Raw genomic sequence first — 15,591 nt, 5'->3', positions numbered from 1 at the left:
ACCATGCATACCCCAGACAAACGCATTATCCTCTTTCCTCAGGACAAGGGCGGTATCGGAAAGAGCTTTGTCGCTGCCTTGCTGCACGACTACCTCACCGAAGAGAGGGTCCGCGTAAGGGCCTTCGACCTCGACCACGCAAACTCCACGTTCAACCGACTCGTGCCGGAGGCCGAGTTTATCGACACCGACGTGGACATCGACAAACTCGGGGTTCTCGACCGAATTGTCCACGCCCTCGATGAGGCCGACGTGGTGCTGGTCGACAACCGGGCTACCGGTGGCAGTAAGGTGCTGGCCTATCTTGACGAGGCGCAGCTGCCTCACCTCCAGGCCGAATTGAACTGCGCGCTGGTGTTCGTCCTGATCGCGACTGACGACAAGGATGCCAACTCGCAGATCGCAGAACTGATCGACGGTTACGCCGGGCGCGTGCAATGGCTTGTCGCCCGCAATCTCCGCGACAGTGAGTCGCTGCCCCTTTTTGGCCAGAGCAACTCCCGGCGCCGGCTGGCCGAGCTGGGGGCGGTCGAGATCGATGTGCCCTGCCTCTTCGAAGTGACGAGGAACCGGCTGCAACAGGCAAACCTGACGGTCGGCCGAGGGCGGACCGCAGACAGTCTCCACCTGCTCGACCGTTCGCGCTGTGTCCGCTTCCACGAGCGCATGGCGGGTGAATTCACCAAGGCGCGGGCCTTGCTCATCGGATGACGCCCGAGGAACTGTTGCAGGCAGAAAATTTGCCGCCGGAACTGGAGTGGGTCGCTACCCATCACCGCCTGAATCCCGACGATCCGGTGTATCTGCTCATCGCGTGGCACTGGCATCGGGTGAAGTCATCCGAGGATACGCTCCAGGCGGCCATTGTTGAGCTGAAGACGGCTCTGGACGCACGCATCGAGGCGCTGGCTGATGCCGCGGATGCGATTGCGGGTGTGAACGCCGTGCTCACCGAAGTGCGACAGGAAATGGCGAATCGTCCCGCCGTTCTGGGGAAGGAGCTCGAAAATCAACTCAGGCACCCCGTCACGGATGCGGTGGCCCAGCTCAAGGCCATGGAGCAATCGCTTGGGCCGGTGGCCCGGTCGTTCCGCATCGTGCGTCACCGGGAACTGCTGGCCGCGCTCCTAACCGGTGCGGCGCTGGGAGCGCTCGGGGCAATGATCCTCGTCAAATCGTGATCGGGCGCAGTCTGCTTTCTCTGACTGGCTGTTTGGGCTTGGCATGGCTGGCTCGGACCAGCCTGCCCGGGTCCACAGGGTATTGGCTGACGGTCGTTGCCGTAGCCACTGCCGTCTGGGTCGCCTACCGCGGATTCGCGCAAGCCGCCCAGAAGGGAACCCGGGTTGTGCTAAGTCTCTGGGGGCTGAAATGGACTCGCGACGAAGCCTGCTGCCATTTCTTCATCACGGGCGCTACCGGCACGGGCAAAACCGCGCGGGCGGTCGTGCCGATCGTGCATGGACTGCGGTCCTCAATGCCGGAGACAGGGATACTGGCCGTCGATTCCAAGGGCGTGCTTTGGAAGCCGCTCGCCTCGATGGCGAAGAGCCTGGGGCAGGAGGAATCCTTGCGCCTGATTCGCGTCCGACCGACGCATATTCGCCCGGAGGATTGGACGCCCCCACTTCGGCTCAATCTCCTGGGTATGCCGGATGTTCCATGGACCACCTATGCAAAGCTGATTGTCGATACCGCCACGGCGGCCGGCCAGCGCGGGGGCCAGGCTTTCTTCAAGGAGACGGCCCGGGATGTCATCACTCACGCCATGCATGCGCTGGAGGCGGCGGATCTGCCGGTGACCCTCGCCAACGTCCACGACATGATCTGCATTTCGACCGAGCTGACGAAAGTGCTCGCCCGACTGGCAGAGCGGCCGGGACGCGCGGCCGAGATTGAACTCCAGTATTTCAAGGACTTCGCCGACCAACCTCCGGAGCAAAAGAGCGGCACCGTCTACACCGTCGCCAATTTCCTGCGCCCCTACACGCCACCGGACATCGCCGATGTCTTTTGTTCGGTGGAGCCGAATTTCTCCCTGACCGAGGTCGATGCGGGACGGCTCATCTGCTTGTCGGTCCCGCAGACGTATCAGGTGGAACGCCGTTATCTCAACCTGCTCGTGAAGCAGCTGTTCTTTCTGCACGCGTTTCGGCGGTTCGATCTCGAGCCCGAGGAGCTCCGCCGGCGGAACATGATCGTTCTCGCCCTCGATGAAGGTCAGAAGACTACCCTCGTATCGGAGGATGGCTTCGCCGACCACACGACCGTGGACGAACTTCGTGAGGCCGGCGTGTGCCTGATTTCCGCGACCCAGACGCCGTTGTCACTCTACGCAGCTTTCGAGACCGAGCGAAAGGCGGACGTGTTCATGGCAAACCTGCGCACTCAGATTCACTTTCGGGCCGCAGACGAAAAGGGTGCCAAGATCATCTCCGAAAAGATGGGCGGACGGGAACTCCGCAAATACAGCGGCGGGGTCAGCGCTGGCCGCGCCTCCCGCAGCTGGCAAATGGTTGATGAACCTTGGTTCAAAACAGCCGTGCTCCAAGCGATGCCCGAGGGCCGAGCAATCGTCCGGCATCCTGCGAGGATTGGAAAGCCGCTCCTGAAAAGTCTGCCGTTCACTTCGTTTACCCGGGCCAACGAATACAGCTCCGAGCCAGAAGGCGCGTCAGGGACCTAGTTCCGCCCGGGAATGATCGTTGGCCCGCCGATTACGGCGATCGCGTGGAGGCGCTTTTGATTCGGCAGGGGTTTGCGGGAGACGCGCGACGGGGTAGAAGACTTGGGCTCGCACGCAGGGCCATCAATGGATTCGAGGTAGTCCTCAACCAGGCCTTTGCTGTCGCGACAACGCAGGGTGTGAGCCATGAGGTCGAAGATGTCCGGCGCACGCCTTCCCAGCTTACGGGAAAGGCAGCGCACCGCATCGGAGTAGGCCGAAAGATCAGCCACCGGGAGGGCGAGCACGATATGAACAACAGGGAACGGAGATTTCATGAGTCATGGTTACTGACGTTAAACCAAGTGCTCCGTCCGGCCCGATTACAGAGCACAACCACTACGCGTTAGGTTGAAGCGGCACCGCAGGCACCGCGCAGCTATGTTGATGCAAGTCTACAACAGGACAGCACCTGTTGTCTTTGATATATTAACGTTTCTTTTTTACGCTCACACGGTCCGAACCGCGGGTAGAAAGGAACGTGGCGGCGCACCAAAGAACTTCGTGAAGCGGACGGTGAGGTGACTGTGATCAGCAAAGCCGGTCATGTGCGCGACCTGTCCGACCGTATAGGTCCCGGTTTCAATCAGTGCTTTGGCGCGCGCCAGTCGGGTTCGCAGGATATACTGTTCACAGGTCAAGTCCGTGGTCGCCTTGAACAGCACGTTGAAGTGACTTGGGCTCAATCGGGCCTCCTTTGCCAGGGTGGCCACGGGAATCCGGTCCGCCAGATGCGCTTGAACGTAGGTCGCAACCCGTTGCATCGAATCAGGGCTCAGGCGGCGGACTACCGAACGCGACACGCCCCGGCTTCGCGCAATCGAGTGCACGACTCTGGAAGCCAAGCAAAGTCCGAGCGCCACGGCGTGCGCCCGACTGTCATCACGTAGCGGGATGCAGGTCTGTCTAATTTCGTTGGTCAGCCCACCGATCAGCGGATCGCGAAGGTTTAGTTCACTCAAGGACTCGATCATGACCCCCTCGATGGCTGGTTGGCTGAACTGCCGCAGCCAGCTTTCGCTCAAGTAGAGCATGATGATGCCCGCCTCATTCATCCAGCTCTTCGTGTGGCGGATACCTGGAGCGAGAATCACGAGGTCTCCTTGGCCGATCATCCGGCTGTGCTCCTGCCCGGTCGCTCCCAACCACGTCACGCAACAGCGCGCAGGTTCTAGCGCGATCAGGATCTTGGTCGCAGCAAGCTCATGCTCCGGCCAATCCTTGGGCCGCTGCCGGTCACAATAGATGCTAATTCCCGGGCCATGGGTGAGGGCGCGGCGATTCGGCAGAATCGAGGCGGGAAGCTGAAGCGATTCGAAGGTGTTGAAGTTGTGTGGGGTCTTGCCACGTGGAGATACCATAGCAGCGGCGGCGCGCCGCTGTTACGTGGCCCTTCGTTTCAGCGGAGCTAATTAAGCATAGCGACTGCCGCTGCGCGGGGCTTTGATTTAACCACGAATTGCTTTTATTTATCGACGATGACCGATTCCTAGCTCGCTCTGGTTAGAGCGGCCGCAACGCCAGACAATTTTGCGAGGCGTCCACTTCGATCCGTCCTGACGCGGCGCCATGGGCGAAAAGCGACCTGACCACGGCGTCCTGTAGATGCCGTTCGATGGTCTGCCGGAGCGGCCGGGCGCCCAGTTGCGGATGAAATCCCTCGCGTATCAGGAATTCCAAGGCATCGCGCGAAATCTGAAGATCGTAACCCGCGTGCCCGAGCCGGGCGACCTCCGACTGGAGATGTAGTTCAGCAATCTCCCGCTGGATCTGGGGAGTGAGGCGGCCGAACACGAGCTTGTCGGGAATTCTCGCCAGAATCTCGGGGCGAAGACACTCGGCGAGACGGCGTAGAACCGCCTGTTCGATGCTGGCCGGATTGGAGCGAGCCATGCGCATGGCCTCACCAGCTCCCACGTTGGAGGTGAACGCGACGTAGTCATCCAGGAACGAGACGACCTTGCCGCTCGCCAGCGTCAGTCGTCCCGGCTCCAGGAGCTGGATGAGCAGGTCGAAAACCTTGGGGTGGGCCTTTTCCAACTCGTCGAACAGCCACACCCGCGGGGCGGGAACAGGCACGTAGCGGCCAATCGCTCCATCGTCGGATGCCCCCGTGCCCAATAGCCGCTCCAGTGCATCGTCTCGCTGGAATTCGGAGAGATCGAGCCGGCAAACATGACCGGGACCAAACAGATGCTGCGCGGCCAGCAGAACCAGTTCGGTTTTGCCGGTGCCGGTGGGACCGACCGCCAGAAGCGTTCCCCGAGGTTTATCGCGTCGAACAAGCCCCATTTCTCCGCGGGTGAAGATCGCGGCGGCTTTACCGATAACATGGTCCTGGCCACGCAGGCGGGAACGCAGGTGCGTTTCCAAGTCACGAAGGTGCGTAAGGCGATCCGGGGCGATCATTTCGTTTTGGGGCGGTTACCCACCGTGCGTGGGCGACGCGGGAAGTCCGCGAGAAACTTCTTTACTGCCGCTACCCAGGCCTCCGGTTTGGGAGCTGCTCGGAGCACTGCCCTGACCACATAAGCGCGATTGGCCGAGATGTCCTTGGCCGCAAGGTCCGTTACGACTTGGTCGAGTTTGGCGATCAGCCGAGAGGGCAGGTCAACGGTGGGTATTCCGGCGACATTGTCGGTTTCGCGCGGCCCACCCTTGGCGCTGTAGTCACGGTGAAGCAAAACGGCGGCGGCGAACATCTCGGTTTCGGACGTCAGCTCGATTAAGGCGCGCAGCACCGTGCCGCGCCGCACCGCCGCCCCCAGACGCCTAAGTTCCACCGTCTGGTGATTCAGGGCCGTCATGTCCGCCGGGTAGAAGGAAAAGCTCACTTTGATCGGTGCGGAAGCCTCGGAAGTCATTGAATACCCATAAACCCATAGGAAAAGATTTGACAAGGCCGTAATTATCTTATGGGTTTATGGGTAGATGACAAACCACTCCATCTTCCTTTCGGCCGTCCTCCCCCAGCCGGTATTAGGCCAGATCCAACAGCTAAAGGACGGCTTCGGTTTGGCCTTAGCGGTCCTCTTCATGTTCGGGTTTTTCTGGGGCGTCATCAAAATCTGGTCCGGGGCGAACGCCATCAGCAAGGGCGATCCCGACGGCAAGGCCGGCATCGTGGCCGGAATCATTATCGCGGCGGCCGCGACCATCATGGCGGCACTTTTTACGATCTTCGGCCTCCAGGATGCCGTGATCACCCCCCGGTTCTGAGCATGACGGAACTAAGGCATACTGAGACCAATGCAGCAGACGATTCGTCCGGACGGGCGTTCGGTCTCGATGGGAATCTCTACCTGCCGGTCCTGCTTACTGTCTTGGGAGCGTTGGCTCTCTTCGCCGTCCTCGGCATCCTGCTTCGCGTGCCCTACGTGCTGGCGGCGGCGGTAACCGGAGCACCGCTGGCGACGGTTATCGCCTGGGTGCTCCTCCTCAAGCAGGGCAAGCCGCGCGGATACGACCGGGACGTGATCGAACAGTGGCTCGGGGGCGGAAATTTCACCCGTCTTGGCTCAGATCAAGGGAGGCTTACCGAATGAGGCCCCACGACAAAGCCCCCAACGGTGTGTTCTGCGAAGGGATGATACTTTATGGGTTTCCCGAGCGCGGTGCCATTGCGGCTAAGGGCTTCTGGGTCGAACCGCCCGACGTTCGCGGAGCGAGCTTTGCGAAGCTCAACGCGCTCCAGGACCAGATCCGGGCCTTGCTGGCACTGGCCACGCCTGGACGCCGCCTTCAATTCCAGTGGTCGTGCGATTCCGATTATCGACGGGAGTTGCTGGCCTATCGCGAGGCGACCCAGTCGGTCACCGACGAAGCCGTGCGCGCCCTGCGCACGGAGCGGTTCTCCCGCTACTGGTCCCGCATGCACGCCCGGAGCCTGCGCCGGGAGCGTCTCGCCGTGTTTCTTTCGGTGGAAATCACCCGCTACTCCGGCGTCACCCGCACGGTTGGCGGACTGCGGTCCCACTACGCTGCCATCCTCGCCGAAATGTCCGCACAGTTCACGGATTTTGCGGACACGCTGAGAACCCTCTTTCATGGCGAAGCCATCATCCGGACGATGGACGACGAGGGCCACTGCGCCTGCCTGCGGGAGTTCCTCAATCCGACGCTCGGCGCATGGGATAACCGCCCGCTGCCGGCCTGCGATCCGCAAGCCACTATACAGGAGCAGTGCTGGTTGGGTGAAGGTATCGGGCAACCCGACGGTGGGTTCTACCTCGACGGTAATTACCATGCCATCCTCACGCTGGATCGCTGGCCCCAGCGCACCCACCCCGGTATCGTCACTCACCTGACGGGACTGCCATTCCTAGACTATCGCATCACCGTCAACCTGACGCCAGGGCAAGCACGCGGTGAGATCAAGCGCGAGGAACAGGCCATCGAGCGACTGGCCGGTGAATACATGGAACGCCGCCGGCACTCGCTGGTGGTGGCCATGCGGAAGAAGGAGCGAAAGGTGGAGAATCTCGCAGGGGGCTTTGTTCGCCCGTTCGAGGCCAGCTATATCATTCGCGTATGGGCACCGACGCACGAGGCGCTGCGGGAGAAAGTGTCGGCCATGCAGGCGGCCATCCATGCTATGGACGGCGCGCAGTATTTCGAATGCTCCGTCCCGACCACGGCGAAGAAGCTGTTCTTCGCTTCCTGGCCGGGCTGGACCCACTCCTCCTACCGGCACCGGAACCACTACGCCGAGGACAACTACCTCGCCGATTTGCTGCCTTTCTCCGCGACCTTCACCGGTGCGTTGGATCGGGCCGAGGCGATCTACGACGGCAGCCACCACAATCTGGTGGGCGTCAGCACCGAACTCCGGGGTTCGCCGCAACATTCCGTTTTGCTCGGCATGACCGGAGCGGGGAAGTCGGCCGTGATGCACGACCTGCTGCTCCAGACCGGCGCGCTCTTCAGCTACACGGTCATCATTGAGGAAGGGCTTTCCTATCGGGCGTTCACGGAGTCTCTCGGGGAAAAACCCATCATCGTCCACCCGGATGCGGCTTTCACAATCAACTATCTCGACACCCAGGGGCTGCCGCTGTCGCAGCTGCATCTGGCGAGCGCGGTCGCACTGCTGTCGCGGATGGTGGGAGTTCCGGACAGCGAGGAGAAACTCGCCCTTCGCGGGGCGCAGCTCACGCAATATCTACACCAGCTCTACCATGACGCCTACGCAGACTGGGCGCGGCGCAATCCCGACCGGGTGGACGAAGCGAGGCGCCTTGCTTGTGCGGTTCATCTCTGGCGGCAACGCATGCCCGTCGGCGCGACGCCGCTGGATGCGTTCGCCGAGTTGAGGGAAGGCGAATCCGCCGGGCGGCCTGAGGTGGCTGAGTTCATGCGACGGATCGAGCCGGCCACGCTCACCGCCTTCGCCCACGACCCGGCGACCTCCCGACTCGTTCCTCAAACTGCGTGCGCTCTGTTCGGGCCGACAGATCATCCGACGCATGGCGCGCTGGTTGATCTCCTCGCCTACGCCCGACTGCCAGAGCACCCGAAAGAGGAGATCGACCGGCTGGCGACGCTCCTCCGGGCTTGGAGTGCCGACGGGGCCTACGGGCAGATGTTCGACGGTGTGACCAATGTTTCCCTGCACCGTCGCGTCGCGCACTTTGAACTCGGCCACGTGCCCGAGCAGGCGGTCGAGCTCAAGGCCGCCGCCGGTCTCCTCGTCTCCGGCTTTGCGCGGCAACGAATCCTCGGCCTGCCACGGGCACAGCGCAAACGCATCGTGTTCGAGGAAGTCGCCCGCTTCCTCGACGTGCCCGGTGGCGAGAAGATCGTAGCGGAGAGCTACGCCCAGCTGCGCAAGTTCAACTGCTGGGCGGTCAGCATCGTCCAGCAATACGCCAAGTTCCGGCAATCCCGAGTGCGGCCGGCGGTGATCGGCAACGCCAAGCAATTTTTCCTGATGCGGCAGTCGGACCGGGCGGATCTGGCCGATCTCGCGGCGGACCTGGCTCTACCGGAGAGCGCACTGGATGTGATCCAGCGCTACCCGCTGCCGGAGCAGCTACCCGATTCCGGGCGCTACTCCTCCCTCTGCTACTTCGCCCCCACAGCGCAGCCGCCGCAGTGCGGCACGCTCCGCCACATTGAACCCAGAAAGGAGACTCCCACCCATGCCGTATCGCCTGCTGCCTAGCCTGATTTGGCTACTCGTGAGCGGCTGCGCCACGCCCCAGCCGACTAATACCACCGGCGAAGAGGCTGCCCGCGCTGCGGCTCGTTCGGCGCGAGAGCGCTACCGCGCCATGCAAGACGCCCAGCGCCCCGCGCCGGCAAACCGCGATTTCGAAACCATCACCGTGACCCGTCCGGAGACCATCGAGGATGGAGTCATCCGGAAACCCTTCACCGAGACCCTTCGTATCCCCCGCACCCCATGATCTCTCGCTTCCTCGCCTTCCTTTTCCTCACGCCAGCGCTGTTTGCCCAATGGATCGTTCATGATCCAGGCAACACGGCGGTAAATAGCGCCATCCAATCCGCACAGGCCGCCAGCCACCTGGAGGTGCTCCGTCAATGGGCCACCCAGCTTGAGGGGCTCAATCGCCAGATTCGTCAGCTCGAGGACCAGCTCGCCGAGCAACGCCGTATCCGCGAAGTGATTGGGAATCCGAGTCTCGCCGGTTCGCAGGTGGTGCTCGATCGATTGGCTCCCGACGAACTGGCGCGGACATATGGCGAGACGCTCCAGGTGATGCGACGGCTGGCCGACGCCACGGCGTCCCTGCGCCGAACCGCCGAAGGAATCTATGGGCGACTCGATGACCGGACAGCTTTGCGCCAGTCGTTTGAGCGACAGGGTTCGAGCTACTTGCGCTACGCCACCGTGGAGCAGCAGGCCGATCAAGCGACCCGCGTTTTCGATGAAACGACCACGCGGCAGGTAGCGCTTCAGCGGGATATGTCGGAGACCTTGTCCGCCCTCAAATCCGCCACGACCCAGGCCGAGGTCGACAAGCTCAACACCAAGGTGGCCGCGCTCAACGGACAGTTGGCCGTGATGGCCGCCCAGCGGCGCGACGAGGCCGACAAGCTTCTGGCGCAACAGATCCAGAACGAGAATCAGGCCGCAAAGGAACGGCAGGACCTGCTGGAAAAGCAGATCGCCGAGGAGCGCCAGTCGCTGGGCGTTATCAACGTCTGGCAACGCAGCGTGCGCGTTACGCCCGACACCTACACCCGCCGATGAAAAAGATGACACCTATCCTGATCATCGTCGTGCTTGGACTGCTGGCCGGAGGCGTGCTCCTGATCCGCGAATTGCGTCGGGCTCCGCTCATGCCCCCGGACTACGATCAACCTGTGAGACCGGTCAACGATTGGCAACGGTCCATTAAGATCGACCCGCGCACGGACTACACGGGAGCCGGTTCCGAAAAGGCGCCGATCCCGGAGCGGCTTCGCCTAGAGGAACAACGCCAGCGACCTGAGGAGGGGAGAAATTGATGGAGAACTTCGCTCCAGGCCTGCGCGACGCGATCATCGGGCTGACCGATGCCCTACGTTTCGTCGTCTTCTTCGTGGCCGTTGTCGGGCTCATGCTGCAGGTGCAGCGGGCCCGCGCGGACATGGAAAGCCTTATTCGTCCGGTAGTGCGCAGCGTGTTGTTGATCGGACTCATTGCGACTTTGCCGCACTGGTTCGGCTTCACGGAGCGGATCTTCCTGAACGTGGCGGACGCGGTGAATGAGCGCTACACGGAGCATCCGATGCAGGCCGCCACCTTGCTCCGGGATAGTGTGGCGGAAAATCCCAACGAGTTCAGTCTGCGCCGAGTCGGCGAGTCTCTTTACCGCGCCACACTATGGGCGGCAGCGAAGCTGGTCGTGCTGATTGCGAGCCTGCTGCAACTGCCGTTTCTGCTGCTCCAGTATCTGCTAAAGCTGCTGTGCTACCTGTTTCTGCCCGTGGCACTGGCGCTGATGCTCGTGCCCTCCCTCGCGTCCTTGGGCACACGATACGTGCAGCAAACCCTCGCCGTGTTGTCGTGGCCGGTCGGGTTCGCCGTGACCGAGCTGGTGGCCTACCATCTTCTCACCGCCTATCAGCAGAATCTGGCGACAGCCTACGGGTTGGCTCCCGGCGAAATCGACGCCGCTTCGTTTGCGAGCCTGCTCGGCGGCTTGCTGGCCGCCTTGTGGTTGATTCTCGGCACCATCGGGACGCCGTTCCTGATGCAGGCCCTGATTTGCTCAGGGTCCCCGCTGTCCGGTGGAGGCCAGTCGGGACTCCAGCAGCTCTACGCCGTCCAGCAACTGGCGTGGATGGTCAAGTCCCTGAAGACCGGAGGGGCCGCGCTTCCTGCCGCCATCGGCAAGGGCGGTCCGTCGAGCGGAACGAACGGCGGACCGTCGGGGCCGGCCGTCCCCTCGATGCCGCCACCACCGCCGGCCGTGCCGCCACCTGAGCCGACCGCCGTCATGCCGTCGGCGCAGCTTCCTGTTCCCCAAACCACGATCTGATCGTGCCCATGAATCCATCTCCCTTACGCGAAACCGCCGTTCCCCGCCATCGGACCGAACTGCCTCAGCCCCGGCCGCGGGGCTGGCATCCTCTCGATCTATTCGTCAACCCCGCCCTGGCCGCGCGCATCTGGTTCCTTGTCGCGGCTGGCGCCATCGGTCTGACCGTCGTGCAGCCATTTCTGATCATCCGCGCGTATCGGACCCAGGAACGGGTCGTCATCCTTGATGGAGCCGGCTCCTTTCACGTCAGTCCGCTGATCGGCTTCGAAGACGCGACCCGGCTCCACGAACAGCATGCGTTGCTCGCTTGTCTGGCGCTCCTGCAGCGCAACCCCACCGGGTTCGATCAGCCGGAATTGCTGGAGAAGCTGTTCCTTCCCGAGGCGTTGCAACAAGCGCGATCTGATTGGGCGCGAGCCGCCGAGGAGTTCTCCAGAAAGAACCTCCACCAGAAGGCGGAGGTTTTGAAGCTCACCGTGCTCGAAACTCGCGAGCATGTCGTGCTCGTTCAGGCCGAGGGTCAGCTGATCCGGACCGGAGCTGTCGGTCAGCAATCATTCACTGAAGCACCCACTTTCACCGCGCGGTTCACCTTCGCGCGCAATCCCAACCTCGCGGCTAACGCCCGCTTTCCTCTCGCCGTATGGAACTACGAACTGTCCTTCTGACCCTGATCTTAGGCCTGGCTGGAGCCGGAACGGCGCTCAGCCAGGTGCTCCGCTACCCGCTCGATGATCGCGCGACCTACACGGTGCGCATTGGAACGGACGCACCCACCACGGTGATGTTTCCGGGACCGGTGACCGCCCTTGATGCCGCCGGCATCTCGACGAGCCCCGAGGATCGACCGCAGGTGCTTCTATCCCACCAATCGGGAACACGGTTCTTCACCGTGCGCGCCCTGCGCGCCGGGGCGACAGCGGCGGCGAATGTCGTTTTCGGAGACCGGGTCTACGCGCTGGCCTTCACGTCGGAAGGCGAACCCGACCGCACGGTCACTTTCTACGAGCCGACCGGAGAGCCGGCGACAAGTCCGCGTCCGCGCCCGGATCGCCTGCTGGCCTTACTCGATCTGGCCAAGAACTACGTGGTGCTGGCTCAGCAATACCCGGCGGTGGTGCAGCGAGTCGAGCGCATCACACCGAATACCTCAGGCGTGCAGGGTGAACTCACGGCAATAGTCGAAGAGGTGATCGGCTTCGCCGACGAAGATGCGCTGGTGCTGCGGATCAGGGCCGAGAATCGCGGGCAGCGCGACTATCGCTATGTCCCCTCGCAGCTCGGCGTGAGAGTCGGATCGACCGTCTTCCCCGTGGGCTTGACCGATGCGGATGGAGTTATTCCGGCGGGACGTGCGGCAGTATTTCACCTGTTGATTGCGGGCAATCCGGACGGCTCTCGGGCCCGCCTGTCGTTGAAGAATACCTTTGCGGTCGCCTTGCCGCCCGCTGCTGCGAACGAATGAAATTGGATACACAGTTCATCCAGTCGCCGACGGGACAATTGGTCGTCATCGGTGTGTTGGCCATTCTCGTGGCTGGTGTCGTCGGCTGGCAGCGCGTCCAGCATCGTTCGGCCTCTATGCCGGATGCGGCGCCGGCAGCGCAAGCGATCCTGCCCAAAGTGATCCAGCGAACCGGTGTGCGGTTCGAACCACCGGCTCCTCCCAGCCCTACACCTTCGCCTGTTCCCGCCGCGACGCCGGCTCGCTTCGCCCCCAAAGTGCTGCCTTTGAGCGTAGTCGTGGCTTCGCGCGGCCCCGCATCGCTCGACCCTCTCGCCGCGGCGCCGTTCGGACGGATGATTCCCTGTGAGACCGTGGTCACGTTGGAGTCGAACCGGTTGGCGACACCGGTGATCGGGATCGTGACCGAGGATGTCTGGGAGAACGGCCGCTTGGTCGTCCCGGCGGGTGCTGAAGTCCATGGACGGGCCGGCTTGGACCGCGCGCGTGAACGTCTCGCGGTCGAAGGCACCTGGACGATCATTTGCCGGAAGCAGTCGGAGATGTCCGCGCGCGAACTGCGGGTGAGCGGGATCGCCTTGGAGCGGGCGCCGTCGAACTCCGAGACGGATGGTTCCGCCGGTCTTCGCGGCGAAGTCATTCGCACGGACGACTGGCGCGAACTAAAGCTTTTTGCCGCGACGTTCCTGTCCTCGGCTACCACCGCTCTGCAGGAAACTCGGACGACGGCGGGGCTGATCGGTGAGTCCAACCTGCCGGTTGCGAGCATGCGCAACGCCTCTTTGGCAGGCGTGAGCGCCGTGCTGCGCGAATACGCCCAGCAGGTTCGAGATGCCATCGCGAAGGACGGGTTCTACCTCCGCATCCGCGCCGGCAAACCCTTCTACCTTTACGTGACCGAAACCATCAACGGAGGCCCGTCTCCGGTGGCTTTGAACGAGGAGATTCATTCCAAACCATGAAAACACTTTCGCCGCTCATTCTTATCCTGTTGGCCGGCTGTCAGTCCCCACAGCCAATGGTCACGGCCCCCGTGCCCCTGCCCGTCGCCGAGTCAGCCCAACGAGTCGATGCACGAATCCCTGCCGTTGTCGGTCACTACATCCTCGGTGCTTACGTCGATCCCGACAACGAGTTGATTCGGCATGAAGCCCATGCGATTCAGCGGCTGGAGGCGGAATCGCGCTGGGATCTTCGGCCGATAGCACCGTTGGTTGCGTCAACCCCGCACCTGGCAGTCGATCCGACTGCGGTGGCCGTCGAACCCGACAAACCGGTTGCGCCGACCAAGTCACCGGAAACCGAGGAGGAGCAGATCGTGGCCCAAGTTCAGCCGGCTGCGCCGCCACAAGCCTTGCCGCTCGTGCCACGATTGCCCGAGATTCCGGCAATCGCACCCAACGCGGACGGAGTCATCGATGTCTCCGTTGTCACTCGCGATCCAGCCGACGAGGCCAATCCATTTTCCGTTCGTGCTGTCGAGCAGGAGACCAGTCGGGAAATAACGCTCGCCGTCGGCGGCCTGATTCACGGGGCAACTCCCTGTGCTCTGATCAATGGACGCTCGGTCGAGCCGGGTGAAACCGTCGAAGCATTGACCGTGGTCCGCCTGGAGCCGGATGCGGTGCTGTTCCAGCACGCGGGGCGATACCTCCGTGTTCCCGTCTCCGAAAAACCGGTCCGTGTGCGTTTGCCGCTCTAAGCATGACTGCCTTTGCCGCCACCTTCATCGATCGTCAGGGACGTCGCCAGCACGGACGCTTCAACGCGCGCGATGCGCGCCAATTGCGCGAGGAACTCCGGGCGCGCTCGCTCTGGCCGGTTGAAATCACGGTCGCTAAGCCTGACCGCAAAGCCGCAAGGCTTGCCATTCCCGCGCGCGACCTGGTCCCGGTGTTGCATCAAATCGAGCTGCAGTTGCGTGCCGGAGTGACGGCTGACGAGGCCTTCCGGCAACTGGCCGAAGATGCGCCGCCGGGGCCGATTCGGCAGGTTCTGGAGCACGTCCACCGGGAAGTTTCCCATGGTCATCCGATCCATCAGGCGTGCCGTCACTTCCCCCGCGTGTTTCCGCCGCATCTTGCTGCGGTCATCGAGGCGGGAGAGGTTTCGGCCCAGCTCCCCGAATCGTTGCGCGGGCTGGCGCACCACGTTGCCAGCGCTGACGACCTTCGGCGCACCGCGCGACGGGCGATGATCTATCCGGTCGTCGTGCTGTCGGCCACCGCGGGCCTGGTCGCGTTTCTTCTGGGCGGTGTCGTTCCCAAGTTTGCCGAAATCTTCACCTCCCTGCGGGTTGAACTTCCCGCCATCACCGTCCTCCTCGTTCGCACCAGTGAGCTGACCCGCCATCACTGGGATGCATTGTTGTTGTCGGTTTCCCTTTTTGCCGGGCTGGCGTGGTTCACGAGCCGGCATCCGCGTCTGCGCGCGGCTCGTGACCGAATCGTTCTGCGGATTCCCATTCTGGGGGAGACCTTGTGCCTGCTTGCGACAGCCCGGTTTGCAGGTCACTGCCGGCTGTTACACGACGCTGGCATCCCGTTGTTGGACGCCCTTTCGACCGGTGCAAAGCTGACCGGGCATTCCGTGCTGGAGGCGCAGTTGTTGCGCGCTCGGGAGTCCGTGGCCTTGGGCCGGCCACTCTACGCGGCCCTACCGAAGGACAGTGCCTTTCCACGCTTTCTCGTGCCCGCGCTCAAAGCTGGAGAAACCACCGGTCAGTTGAGCGCGGCGCTGCGCCATGTCGAGGACTACGCATCCAGCCGGGCGCGGGAGCGCCTTGCCGCTGCGCTCGCGCTGCTGGAACCGGTGCTGCTCGGGCTGCTCGCCGCGGCCGTCGGAGCCATCGCTCTCTCGTTCTTCCTCCCCCTCGTCTCGCTGCTCGGCGGCGTCAACGCCCACTGACC

The 15,591-nt window shown here is 62.9% G+C and carries 18 protein-coding genes; 14 read left to right on the top strand and 4 right to left on the bottom strand.

The window, feature by feature from the left end:
• Positions 1–3: 3 nt before the first annotated feature.
• Genes KF715_18030 through KF715_18020 form a run of 3 tightly spaced genes read left to right on the top strand, consistent with a single transcriptional unit; the run spans position 4 to position 2,686 of the window.
• Entirely contained in the window at positions 4–711 is a 708-nt protein-coding gene (locus tag KF715_18030) for a hypothetical protein (GenBank protein MBX3738599.1), read from the top strand.
• Positions 708–1,181 carry a hypothetical protein gene (locus KF715_18025; GenBank protein ID MBX3738598.1) on the top strand — a complete coding sequence of 158 codons (474 nt, stop codon included), beginning with the start codon at positions 708–710 and terminating at the stop codon, positions 1,179–1,181. The genes KF715_18030 and KF715_18025 overlap by 4 nt, the downstream gene beginning before the upstream one ends.
• Positions 1,178–2,686: a type IV secretory system conjugative DNA transfer family protein gene (locus KF715_18020; GenBank protein ID MBX3738597.1), complete on the top strand. Its 1,509-nt coding sequence runs from the start codon at positions 1,178–1,180 to the stop codon at positions 2,684–2,686. The genes KF715_18025 and KF715_18020 overlap by 4 nt, the downstream gene beginning before the upstream one ends.
• Here the strand turns inward: KF715_18020 and KF715_18015 are convergent.
• The 4 genes from KF715_18015 to KF715_18000 all read right to left on the bottom strand — a co-directional run bounded on the left by KF715_18015 (position 2,683) and on the right by KF715_18000 (position 5,589).
• The gene (locus KF715_18015) at positions 2,683–3,003 is read right to left on the bottom strand and encodes a hypothetical protein (GenBank protein MBX3738596.1); all 321 of its coding nucleotides are present in this window, start codon (positions 3,001–3,003) and stop codon (positions 2,683–2,685) included. The two genes, KF715_18020 and KF715_18015, sit on opposite strands and share 4 nt — an antisense overlap.
• A 171-nt stretch (positions 3,004–3,174) precedes the next feature.
• Positions 3,175–4,086 carry a helix-turn-helix transcriptional regulator gene (locus KF715_18010; GenBank protein ID MBX3738595.1) on the bottom strand — a complete coding sequence of 304 codons (912 nt, stop codon included), beginning with the start codon at positions 4,084–4,086 and terminating at the stop codon, positions 3,175–3,177.
• Positions 4,087–4,228: 142 nt separating this feature from the next.
• Positions 4,229–5,098: an ATP-dependent Clp protease ATP-binding subunit gene (locus tag KF715_18005; protein ID MBX3738594.1), complete on the bottom strand. Its 870-nt coding sequence runs from the start codon at positions 5,096–5,098 to the stop codon at positions 4,229–4,231.
• A 32-nt stretch (positions 5,099–5,130) separates the two neighbouring features.
• Positions 5,131–5,589 carry a hypothetical protein gene (locus KF715_18000; protein ID MBX3738593.1) on the bottom strand — a complete coding sequence of 153 codons (459 nt, stop codon included), beginning with the start codon at positions 5,587–5,589 and terminating at the stop codon, positions 5,131–5,133.
• A gap of 67 nt (positions 5,590–5,656) precedes the next feature.
• Between KF715_18000 and KF715_17995 the strand changes: the two genes are divergently transcribed.
• The 11 genes from KF715_17995 (at position 5,657) to KF715_17945 (ending at position 15,589) form a co-directional block, all read left to right on the top strand.
• Positions 5,657–5,944, top strand: coding sequence for a hypothetical protein (locus KF715_17995; GenBank protein MBX3738592.1), 288 nt, complete (start codon positions 5,657–5,659; stop codon positions 5,942–5,944).
• 2 nt (positions 5,945–5,946) lie between these two features.
• Positions 5,947–6,270 carry a hypothetical protein gene (locus KF715_17990; protein MBX3738591.1) on the top strand — a complete coding sequence of 108 codons (324 nt, stop codon included), beginning with the start codon at positions 5,947–5,949 and terminating at the stop codon, positions 6,268–6,270.
• On the top strand, positions 6,267–8,888 hold the full coding sequence (locus KF715_17985) for a TraC family protein (protein ID MBX3738590.1): 2,622 nt from the start codon (positions 6,267–6,269) through the stop codon (positions 8,886–8,888). Before KF715_17990 ends, KF715_17985 begins: the two co-directional genes overlap by 4 nt.
• A 240-nt stretch (positions 8,889–9,128) precedes the next feature.
• Positions 9,129–9,941 carry a hypothetical protein gene (locus tag KF715_17980; protein ID MBX3738589.1) on the top strand — a complete coding sequence of 271 codons (813 nt, stop codon included), beginning with the start codon at positions 9,129–9,131 and terminating at the stop codon, positions 9,939–9,941.
• The gene (locus KF715_17975; protein MBX3738588.1) at positions 9,938–10,198 is read left to right on the top strand and encodes a hypothetical protein; all 261 of its coding nucleotides are present in this window, start codon (positions 9,938–9,940) and stop codon (positions 10,196–10,198) included. Before KF715_17980 ends, KF715_17975 begins: the two co-directional genes overlap by 4 nt.
• Complete coding sequence (locus KF715_17970) at positions 10,198–11,214, top strand: hypothetical protein (protein ID MBX3738587.1); 1,017 nt, start codon at positions 10,198–10,200, stop codon at positions 11,212–11,214. Before KF715_17975 ends, KF715_17970 begins: the two co-directional genes overlap by 1 nt.
• Positions 11,215–11,216: 2 nt before the next feature.
• The gene (locus tag KF715_17965) at positions 11,217–11,885 is read left to right on the top strand and encodes a hypothetical protein (protein MBX3738586.1); all 669 of its coding nucleotides are present in this window, start codon (positions 11,217–11,219) and stop codon (positions 11,883–11,885) included.
• A complete protein-coding gene (locus KF715_17960) occupies positions 11,861–12,682 on the top strand; it encodes a hypothetical protein (GenBank protein MBX3738585.1) in 822 nt (273 codons plus the stop codon). Before KF715_17965 ends, KF715_17960 begins: the two co-directional genes overlap by 25 nt.
• On the top strand, positions 12,679–13,644 hold the full coding sequence (locus tag KF715_17955) for a TrbI/VirB10 family protein (GenBank protein MBX3738584.1): 966 nt from the start codon (positions 12,679–12,681) through the stop codon (positions 13,642–13,644). Before KF715_17960 ends, KF715_17955 begins: the two co-directional genes overlap by 4 nt.
• The gene (locus KF715_17950; GenBank protein MBX3738583.1) at positions 13,641–14,384 is read left to right on the top strand and encodes a hypothetical protein; all 744 of its coding nucleotides are present in this window, start codon (positions 13,641–13,643) and stop codon (positions 14,382–14,384) included. The genes KF715_17955 and KF715_17950 overlap by 4 nt, the downstream gene beginning before the upstream one ends.
• Positions 14,385–14,386: 2 nt before the next feature.
• Positions 14,387–15,589 carry a type II secretion system F family protein gene (locus tag KF715_17945; GenBank protein MBX3738582.1) on the top strand — a complete coding sequence of 401 codons (1,203 nt, stop codon included), beginning with the start codon at positions 14,387–14,389 and terminating at the stop codon, positions 15,587–15,589.
• Positions 15,590–15,591 lie beyond the last annotated feature (2 nt).

The sequence above is a fragment of the Candidatus Didemnitutus sp. genome (genome assembly GCA_019634575.1).
In the GTDB taxonomy this organism is placed as follows: Bacteria; Verrucomicrobiota; Verrucomicrobiia; order Opitutales; family Opitutaceae; genus Didemnitutus.
This window is presented reverse-complemented; position numbering and strand designations above follow the sequence as displayed.